The 9,487-nt window shown below is 73.9% G+C and carries 6 protein-coding genes; 1 reads left to right on the forward strand and 5 read right to left on the reverse strand.

Annotated features, from left to right (window positions below; translation table 11 throughout):
* Positions 1-22: 22 nt before the first annotated feature.
* From ACFWUZ_RS23585 to ACFWUZ_RS23605, 5 genes are all read right to left on the reverse strand, one after another.
* Entirely contained in the window at positions 23-1,198 is a 1,176-nt protein-coding gene (locus ACFWUZ_RS23585; RefSeq protein ID WP_384376165.1) for an acyl-CoA dehydrogenase family protein, read from the reverse strand.
* On the reverse strand, positions 1,195-3,117 hold the full coding sequence (locus ACFWUZ_RS23590; RefSeq protein WP_384376168.1) for an acetyl/propionyl/methylcrotonyl-CoA carboxylase subunit alpha: 1,923 nt from the start codon (positions 3,115-3,117) through the stop codon (positions 1,195-1,197). Before ACFWUZ_RS23590 ends, ACFWUZ_RS23585 begins: the two co-directional genes overlap by 4 nt.
* An 8-nt stretch (positions 3,118-3,125) precedes the next feature.
* Positions 3,126-4,724 (reverse strand): acyl-CoA carboxylase subunit beta, encoded by a 1,599-nt coding sequence (locus ACFWUZ_RS23595; RefSeq protein WP_384376171.1) that lies wholly within the window; start codon positions 4,722-4,724, stop codon positions 3,126-3,128.
* Complete coding sequence (locus ACFWUZ_RS23600) at positions 4,721-6,433, reverse strand: acyclic terpene utilization AtuA family protein (protein ID WP_384376204.1); 1,713 nt, start codon at positions 6,431-6,433, stop codon at positions 4,721-4,723. Before ACFWUZ_RS23600 ends, ACFWUZ_RS23595 begins: the two co-directional genes overlap by 4 nt.
* A gap of 68 nt (positions 6,434-6,501) precedes the next feature.
* Complete coding sequence (locus ACFWUZ_RS23605; RefSeq protein ID WP_384376207.1) at positions 6,502-7,266, reverse strand: TIGR03084 family metal-binding protein; 765 nt, start codon at positions 7,264-7,266, stop codon at positions 6,502-6,504.
* A gap of 421 nt (positions 7,267-7,687) precedes the next feature.
* Here ACFWUZ_RS23605 and ACFWUZ_RS23610 point away from each other — a divergent pair, with 421 nt between their 5' ends.
* Entirely contained in the window at positions 7,688-9,310 is a 1,623-nt protein-coding gene (locus ACFWUZ_RS23610) for a CocE/NonD family hydrolase (RefSeq protein WP_384376174.1), read from the forward strand.
* Positions 9,311-9,487 lie beyond the last annotated feature (177 nt).

A 9,487-nucleotide genomic window follows, 5' to 3' on the forward strand; every position in this document is an offset into this window, starting at 1 on the left:
TCGGGGGCTGTCCGGGCAGGGCCTAGTAGGACTTCGGCAGGCCGAGGGTCTGGTGGGAGATGAAGTTGAGGATCATCTCGCGGCTGACCGGGGCGATGCGGGCCACCCGGGAGGCGGTGATGAGCGAGGCCAGGCCGTACTCGCGGGTGAGGCCGTTGCCGCCGAGGGTGTGGACCGACTGGTCCACCGCCCGCACGCAGGCTTCGCCGGCCGCGTACTTGGCCATGTTCGCCGCCTCGCCCGCCCCCATGTCGTCGCCCGCGTCGTACAGGGCGGCGGCCTTCTGCATCATCAGGCGGGCCAGTTCCAGCTCGATGTGGGCCTGGGCGAGGGGGTGGGCGACGGCCTGGTGGGCACCGATGGGCTCCTTCCAGACCTGCCGGGTCCGGGCGTAGTCGACGGCCGTGGCAAGGGCGTGGCGGCCCATGCCGATCGCGAAGGCGGCGGTCATGATGCGCTCGGGGTTGAGTCCGGCGAAGAGCTGGAGGAGGCCCGCGTCCTCGTCGCCGACGAGGGCGTCGGCGGGCAGCCGGACCTCGTCCAGGACCAGCTCGAACTGCTTCTCCGCCGCACGGAGTTCCATGTCGATGACCGTGCGCGAGAAGCCCGGGGCCTCGCGGGGGACCAGGAACAGGCAGGGCTTGAGGCGGCCGGAGCGGGCGTCCTCGGTGCGGCCGACGATCAGGGTGGCGTCGGCGATGTCGACGCCGGAGATGAAGACCTTGCGGCCGGAGAGGATCCAGTCGTCGCCGTCGCGGCGGGCCGTGGTCGTGATGCGGTGGGAGTTGGATCCCGCGTCGGGTTCGGTGATGCCGAAGGCCATGGTGCGGCTGCCGTCGGCGAGGCCCGGAAGCCAGGCCCGCTTCTGGGCGTCGGTGCCGAAGCGGGCGATGACCGTGCCGCAGATGGCCGGGGAGACGACCATCATCAGGAGGGGGCAGCCCGCGGCCCCGAGTTCCTCCAGGACGATGGAGAGTTCGGCGATGCCTCCGCCTCCGCCTCCGTACTCCTGCGGCAGGTTGACCCCGAGGTAGCCGAGCCGGGCGGCGTCCGCCCACAGCTCGTCCGGGTGGCCGCCCTCGTCGGCGACGCGGGCCAGGTACGCGCGGCCGTACTTCTGCCCGAGCGCGGCGACGGCTTTGCGCAGGTCCTGGTGTTCCTGGGTTTCTGAGACGGCGGTGCCGGTGGCGGAGCTCATGTCTGCGGTTCCTCCTGGACTACGGCGAGCAGGGCGCCGAACTCGACCTGCCGGCCGGTGGCGGCGTGGAGCGCGGTGAGCGTGCCGGAGGCGGGAGCGAGGATGCGGTGCTCCATCTTCATGGCCTCCAGCCACAGCAGGGGCTGCCCGGCGGTGACGGCGCTGCCGGGGGCGAGTCCCTCGGCGACGCGGACGACGGTGCCGGGCATGGGGGCGAGCAGGGAGCCCGGTTCGGTGCGGCTCTCGGGCTCCGCGAACCGGGGGACGGGGACGAGGGTGTGGGCGCCGAGCGCGGAGTCGACGTAGACCTCCGAGCTGTTCGAATTTCGTTTCACGTGGAACACGCGCCTGATGCCGTCGACTTCGAGGGTGACGAGGGCCGGTTCGGCGGCCAGGACCCGGACGCCCGGGTGGTCCAGCGGGTGGTAGCGGACCGTGTACTCGGCTCCCCCGGCACCCCGCGCGGCGTAGCGGCGGGTCTGCGGCTGGGAGCGGAGGTTGCGCCAGCCGCCGAGGCGGGCGGCGAGCGGGGCGTCCGGCGCCGGGGCCGCGTCGGCGAGGGCGGCGGCGAGAGCGGCCAGGGTGGCGTCGGGCGCGCCCTCGGTGAGCGCGGCGAGGTGGCGTCCGTAGAAGCCGGTGTCGAGCTGCCCGGCGGTGAACTCCGGGTGGCGCAGGGTGCGTACGAGGAGCTCGCGATTGGTGACCAGTCCGTGGATCCGGGCTCCGGCGAGGGCGTGGGCGAGGATCCGTACGGCCTCGGGGCGGGTCGGGGCGTGGGCGACGACCTTGGCGAGCATCGGGTCGTAGTGGATGCCCACGCCGTCCCCGCCGGCGTAGCCGCTGTCGACGCGGACCGTACCGGGGATGTCGAGGGTGTGCAGGACGCCGGCCTGCGGGCGCCAGTCCTGGGCGGGGTCCTCGGCGTAGAGGCGGGCCTCGACGGCGTGACCGCCGGGCTCGGGCGGCGACAGGGGAAGCGCCGCGCCCTCGGCGACGCGCAGCTGGAGGGCGACGAGGTCGAGGCCGAAGACGGCTTCGGTGACGGGGTGCTCGACCTGGAGGCGGGTGTTCATCTCCAGGAAGCAGGGGCGCCCGTCGGCGGTGACGAGGAACTCGACGGTGCCCGCCCCCCGGTAGGAGACGGCCCGGGCCGCGGCGACGGCGGCCTCGTGGAGGGTCGTGCGCAGGCTCTCCGGCAAGCCGGGCGCGGGGGCCTCCTCGATGACCTTCTGGTGGCGCCGCTGGAGGGAGCAGTCGCGGGTGCCGAGCGCCCACACGGTTCCGTGGGCGTCGGCCAGGATCTGCACCTCGACGTGGCGGCCGCGCTCCACGTAGGGCTCGGCGAAGACCTCGCCGTCGCCGAAGGCGGAGCGGGCTTCGGCGACGGCGCCTTCCAGGGCCTCCTTGAGGCCGTCGAGGTCGCGGACGACGCGCATGCCGCGCCCGCCGCCGCCCGCGGCGGCCTTCAGGAGCAGCGGCAGGTCGGCGGCGGTGGCGGCGGCCGGGTCCACGGGCTCCAGGAGGGGGACTCCGGCGGCGCGCATCAGCTCCTTGGCGCGGGTCTTGGAGGCCATGGCTTCGATGGCCTCGGGGGGCGGGCCGATCCAGGTCAGGCCGGCGGCCTGGACCTGGCGGGCGAAGCCGGCGTTCTCGGAGAGGAAGCCGTAGCCGGGGTGGACGGCGTCGGCCCCGGCGGCGAGGGCCGCCCCGATGATCAGGTCGCCGCGCAGGTAGGTGTCGGCGGGGGCCGCGCCGGGGAGGCGGACGGCCGCGTCGGCGCTGCGGACGTGGAGGGCGTCGGCGTCGGGGTCGGAGTGGACGGCGACGGTGTCCAGGCCCAGGGCGCGGGCCGTGCGGAAGATCCGTACGGCGATCTCACCACGGTTGGCGACGAGCAGGGAGGTGATCGACTGGGTCATGGGCGGGCTCACATCCGGAAGACGCCGAAGCCGCCACGGGCGCCCTCGACGGGGGCGTTGTGGACGGCCGACAGACACAGGCCGAGGACGGTGCGGGTGTCGCGCGGGTCGATGACCCCGTCGTCGTACAGCCGCCCGGACAGGAACATCGGCAGGGACTCGGACTCGATCTGGGCCTCGACGAAGGCCCGCATCCCGGCGTCCTGTTCCTCGTCGTACGGGAGCCCCTTCGCGGCGGCGGACTGCCGGGACACGATGGAGAGGACCCCCGCGAGCTGCTGCGGGCCCATGACGGCGGATTTGGCGCTGGGCCAGGCGAAGAGGAAGCGGGGCTCGTAGGCGCGGCCGCACATGCCGTAGTGGCCGGCCCCGTAGGAGGCGCCGATGAGCACCGACAGGTGGGGGACGCGGGAGTTCGAGACCGCATTGATCATCATCGAGCCGTGCTTGATGATGCCGCCCTGCTCGTACTCCTTGCCGACCATGTAACCGGTGGTGTTGTGGAGGAAGAGGAGCGGGATGTCGCGCTGGTTGGCGAGCTGGATGAACTGGGCCGCCTTCTGCGACTCGGCGCTGAAGAGCACGCCCTGGGCGTTGGCGAGGATCCCGACCGGATAGCCGTGGAGTGTGGCCCATCCGGTGACCAGGCTGGTGCCGTACAGGGGCTTGAACTCGTCGAAGTCGGAGGCGTCGACGATCCGGGCGATGACCTCGCGGGGGTCGAAGGGCGTCTTCAGGTCGGGCGGGACGATCCCCAGCAGCTCCTCGGGGTCGTACAGGGGCTCCGCGGCCCGCGGCGGGTCCGCGTGCGCCTTGCGGTGGCCCAGGCGGGCGACGACGCGGCGGGCCCGGCGGATCGCGTCGTGCTCGTCGAGGGCGTAGTAGTCGGCGAGGCCGGAGGTACGGGCGTGCATGTCGGCCCCGCCGAGGGACTCGTCGTCGCTCTCCTCGCCGGTGGCCATCTTGACCAGGGGCGGACCCCCCAGGAACACCTTGGAACGGTCCTTGATCATGATGGTGTGGTCGGACATGCCGGGGACGTACGCGCCTCCGGCGGTGGAGTTACCGAAGACGACGGCGACCGTCGGGATGCCGTCGGCCGACAGCCGCGTCAGGTCGCGGAAGATCGCCCCGCCCGGAATGAAGATCTCCTTCTGGGAGGGGAGGTCGGCGCCGCCGGACTCGACGAGGCTGATGCAGGGCAGCCGGTTCTGCCGGGCGATCTCGTTGGCCCGCAGGGCCTTCCTCAGGGTCCAGGGGTTGCTGGCCCCGCCGCGCACGGTCGGGTCGTTGGCCGTGACCAGGCACTCGACGCCCTCCACGGTGCCGATGCCGGTGACCATGGACGCCCCGACGGGGTAGTCGCTGCCCCAGGCCGCGAGCGGGGACAGCTCCAGGAACGGCGTGTCCGGGTCGAGGAGCAGCTCGATGCGTTCGCGGGCCAGGAGCTTGCCGCGTTCGCGGTGCCGGGCGGTGTACTTCTCGCCGCCGCCCTCCAGGGCCTTGGCGTGTTCGGCGTCGAGCGCGGCCAGCCGCTCCAGGGCCGCGGTACGGGCCTTCGCGTGCTCGGGACTGCGGGGGTCGACGGTGGTACCGAGGCGGGTCATGGGCCGCTCACTTCCGGTGCGGGCAGCAGGTGGGCCGGGATGTCGAGGTGACGGGCGCGCAGCCATTCGCCGAGGGCCTTGGCCTGGGGGTCGAAGCGGTGGCCGGAGGCGACGCCGTCGCCGAGGATCCCGGTGACGGTGAAGTTCAGGGCGCGCAGGTGGGGCAGTGCGTGGCGGGTGACGGGGAGACCGGACGTCTCGGGGAGCAGGGACCGGAAGGCGTTCACCGTGAGGGTGCGGTGCAGCCAGTCCCAGGCGGCGGCGGACTCCACCCACACGCCGACGTTGGCGTCCCCGCCCTTGTCGCCGCTCCGGGCCCCGGCCACTGCGCCGAGCGGCGCCCGCCGGGCCGGCCCCGCGGCTCCGCCCCGGTCCCCTTCGGCTGCTCCGCCCCCGGACCCCCTCGTCCCGGTCTCCCCCGGACTCCGTCCCGAGGGACCCCCGGGCGGGTCCGGGTCGGGGCCCGGCTGCGCCGGCAGGGTGGCCGGCCGGGGTGGGTGGGGTGGGTGGGGGATCGGGAGGCGGGTGCCGTCGGGGAGGACCGCCGTGTGGGGGACGGTCTCCGGCGGGACCAGGGCCGAGGTGAAGACTCCGTACGGCTGGGCCGGTCCCGGCGGGGCCGTCACGTGGAAGCCCGGGTAGCTGCCCAGCGCGAGCTCCACGGCCGCCGAGGTCAGGGCGCGCCCGACACGGTCCGGGGACGGGTCGCGGACCACCAGGCGCAGCAGGGCGCTGGCCGTCTCCTCCGTCGGGGCGTCCGCGTGGTCCGTGCGGGCCAGGGTCCACACGGCGTCGGCGACGCCGTCCAGCGCCTCGGCCAGCTGCGCGCGGACCAGCGCGGCCTTCGCCTCGACGTCCAGGCCGGTCAGGACGAAGACCACCTCGTTGCGCCAGCCCCCGATGCGGGTGACACCCGCCTTCAACGCCGCGGGCGGCGGTTCGCCGAGGACCCCCGAGACGCGGACCCGGTCGGGCCCCTCCACGGACAGCCGGACGGTGTCCAGGCGGGCGGTCACGTCCGGGCCCAGGTAGCGGGCCCCCTGCGTCTCGTACAGGAGCTGAGCGGTGACCGTCCCCGTGGTGACGGCTCCACCGGTGCCCGGATGCTTGGTGATCACCGAGGAGCCGTCCTCGGCAACCTCCGCGAGCGGGAAGCCCGGACGGCGGACGTCGTGCGCGGTGAAGAAGGAGTAGTTGCCGCCGGTGGCCTGGGTGCCGCATTCCAGGACGTGCCCGGCGACCACCGCCCCCGCCAGCCGGTCGTAGTCCTGCGGCGCCCAGTCGAACCACCAGGCCGCCGGACCGCTCACCAGCGCCGCGTCGGTGACGCGGCCGGTCACGACCACGTCCGCGCCCGCCCGCAGGCAGGCCGTGATCCCCGCACCGCCCAGGTAGGCGTTGGCCGTCAGGGCGTCCTCGTGCGGCATCAGGTCGTCGCCCTCCACGTGGGCGACGGTGACCGGTACCCCCACCTCGGCCGCCAGGGCGCGGACGGCGTCGGCGAGTCCGGCCGGGTTGAGCCCGCCCGCGTTCGCGACGATCCGCACGCCCCGTTCGTGCGCCAGCCCGAGCCCCTCCTCCAGTTGGCGCAGGAACGTCTTGGCGTAGCCGAGGTGCGGGCTCTTCAGCCGGTCGCGGCCGAGGATCAGCATCGTCAGCTCGGCCAGGTAGTCGCCCGTCAGCACGTCCAGCGGGCCGCCGGTCAGCATCTCGCGCACGGCGTCGAAGCGGTCCCCGTAGAAACCCGACGCATTGCCGATGCGCAGCGGGCGCCGCGTCACCGGGCGGCCCGCGGTGCCCGCCCGGGACCCGCCGGACCCGCGAAGGCCTGGGCGATGTCCAGCCAGCGGTCCGCGTCGGCGCCGGTGGCGGTCAGCGCCAGATCGGCCCGGTGGGCCCGCTGGGTCACCAGGAGGCAGAAGTCGACCGCCGGGCCGGTCACCCGCTGCGGGGCGTCCGGCGGACCGTACGCCCACACCCCGGCCCCGTCCGGAGCCGCCAGCTCCACCCGGAACTCCCCGGCGGGCGCCGGCAGTCCGCGTACGGCGTAGGCGTAGTCGCGGGCCCGCACCCCGATCCGGGCCACGTGGCGCAGCCGGGCGGTCGGGGCGCGGCGCACGCCGAGCGCGTCGGCGACGTCCTGGCCGTGCGCCCAGGTCTCCATCAGCCGGGCGCCGGCCATCGAGGCGGCCTTCATCGGGGGCCCGTACCAGGGGAACCGGGTGGCCGGCGAGGCCTCGGCCAGCGCCTCGCCGAGGGCGGCGCGCCCGGTCCGCCAGCGGGCCAGCAGCGCGGCGGGCGGCAGCGCCGCTCCCTCCTCGGCGCCCTCGTCGACGAAGGAGTCGGGGGCCTTCAGGGCCTCCTCGACCATGACTCCGAAACCGGCGGCATCGGTCAGGGAGAGCAGCGCCGCCCGGTCGGTCCAGTGCAGGTGGGCGATCTGGTGGGCGATGCTCCAGCCCGCCGCGGGAGTGGCCCGGGCCCAGTCCTCCTCGGGCAGCCGGCCCACCAGGAGGTCGAGTCCGTCCCCCTCCTCACGCAGGTCGGCGAAGACGGCGGCGGCGGCGGCGGCGGCGGCGGCGGAAGCAACGGCAACTGCATCGGCATCGGCATCGGCATCGGCATCGGCGATGGACGGATCGGGCACGGGTGCGCTCCCCTCTCGGCGTGAGGGGAAGAGTGGCAGCCGGCATGAAAACAATCAAGCATGCTTGCATGATCTGGCCGCGATCCGGCGCGTTCCCGCCACCGGCGCCAACCCCCTTGCCGTTGCAGCGACTTGCGCGGACCGCCGAGGGCCGCAGGCCCGCACCCCGGCCACCGCCCGGCACGGAGGGGCGTTTCCGGCCGTAACCCGGAAACTCGCGATTCGTCACCGGATGTCCCGTCGATACTGGACGTTCCGCTCCGGGCCCGGGCGAGCACACCACGTTCATGTCACTCGACACAGAGGATGAACCGACGTGACCGCAGCCGGACGAACCCCCTTCTCCCTCTATCCCGAACTCGACTCGACCGCCCTCGGCGCCTTCGTCACCGCCCTGGAGAGCGGCGACGTCACCGGCCTCTCCCCCGCCCGCGCCGCCGAGGTCGCCGAGGCGCGCTCCGTCGCCGTCTTCACCCGCACCGAGGTGACCGGCTCCGACGGCGACCTCCTCGACGCCGCGATGTGGCGGCACACCGGGGTCCAGCCGCGGCCGGTGATCGTCATGCCCTCGCCCTGGACCGACCTGGGCTGGCTCGCGTACGCCGTCCAGGCCACCCTCTTCACGACCCGCGGCTACAACGTCCTCGCCTACTCCGCTCGCGGCTTCGCCGCCTCCGAAGGCCAGGTCGACGTGGCGGGCCCGCTCGACATCGCCGACGGCAGCAGGGCCCTGGACCACCTCGTCGAGCGCAGCACCGGGCCGGTGACGAAGGTCGGCTTCCTCGGGGACTCGTACGGCTCCGGCATCAGCCAGCTGGTCGCCGCGCACGACACCCGCGTCGACGCCGTGGTCGCACTGAGCACCTGGGGCGATCTCGGGGAGGCCTTCTACGAGAACTCCACCCGCCACGTCGCAGCCGTACGGGCCCTGCTCGACGCCGCCGCGAAGGCCCGGCTGAGCCCGCAGACGCGGAGCGTCTTCGACAACGTCCTGGCCGGCCGCAACATCCGGGGCACCCTGCGCTGGGCGGAGCCGCGCTCGCCCTTCACCCACATCAAGGAGCTCAACCGCCGCCAGGTCCCCGTCTTCTACTCGCACGCCTGGCACGAGACGCTCTTCCCGTCCAACCAGACCCTGAAGACGTTCAACGAACTGACCGGCCCCAAGCGCCTCGCCTTCTCCATCGGCGACCACTCCGGGCCCGAGTCCTCGGGCATGTTCGGGCTGCCGAACCGGATCTGGACGGACGCGCACCGCTGGTTCGACCGCCACCTCAAGGGCATCGACAACGGCATCGACGCCGAGGGGCAGGTCCTCAACGAGGTGATGTGGAGCAAAACCCTCGAACCCCGCCCCACCTGGCACTCCGTCACCGAGGAGGTGCACCGGCTGCACCTGGCGGGCGGCGGTGAGCTGACCGAGGAGCCGGAGGCCGGCTGGACGGCGGGCGTCCTGTGCGGGGTCGACACCCCGGCCACCGTCGCCGACTCGGTCGTCCTGTCCGGCTACCCGGAGATGGCGGGCCGCCCGAAGGTCTACCCGACGGGTGACATCGACCGCTCCGTCGCCGCGATATGGGCCTCGGCGCCGGCCCGCGAGACCACCCGGCTGCGCGGCACACCGCGGCTGCGCGTCACCTACCGGGCGGCGAACCCCGGCTCGACCTTCGTCGCGTACCTCCTGGACGAGGCGCCCGACGGCACCGCCCACATCGTCACCCACGCCCCGTACACCGACCTCGGCTCCCCGCCGGACAGCCTGATCAGCGCGGACATCGACCTCCAGGCAACCGCGTACGACGTCCCGCGCGGCCACCGCCTGCTCCTGGTGATCGACGCCCGCGACCCCTTCTACGGCGACGCCAACCTCCCCCGCGCCACCCTGTCCTTCACCTCCCCCGAAGCCACCCCGTCCTACGTGGACCTCCCCTTGGGCTGACGGCCCGGCCCCCTCCGCCGCACCTGGCGGCTTCTGCTGGGGGGTGGGGGGGTTGGGCTTCGGGGGGCCTGTTACCCCTTGGCGGGATCAGGGAGGGTTTGGGGGTTTCCCGCCAGTCCTATCGTCTCTCCGTGGCGGGACGGCCCCTCAAGGGCGCTCCTTCGTCGCGTCGCTTCG

This window comes from Streptomyces sp. NPDC058646, from assembly GCF_042716875.1.
GTDB lineage: Bacteria > Actinomycetota > Actinomycetes > Streptomycetales > Streptomycetaceae > Streptomyces.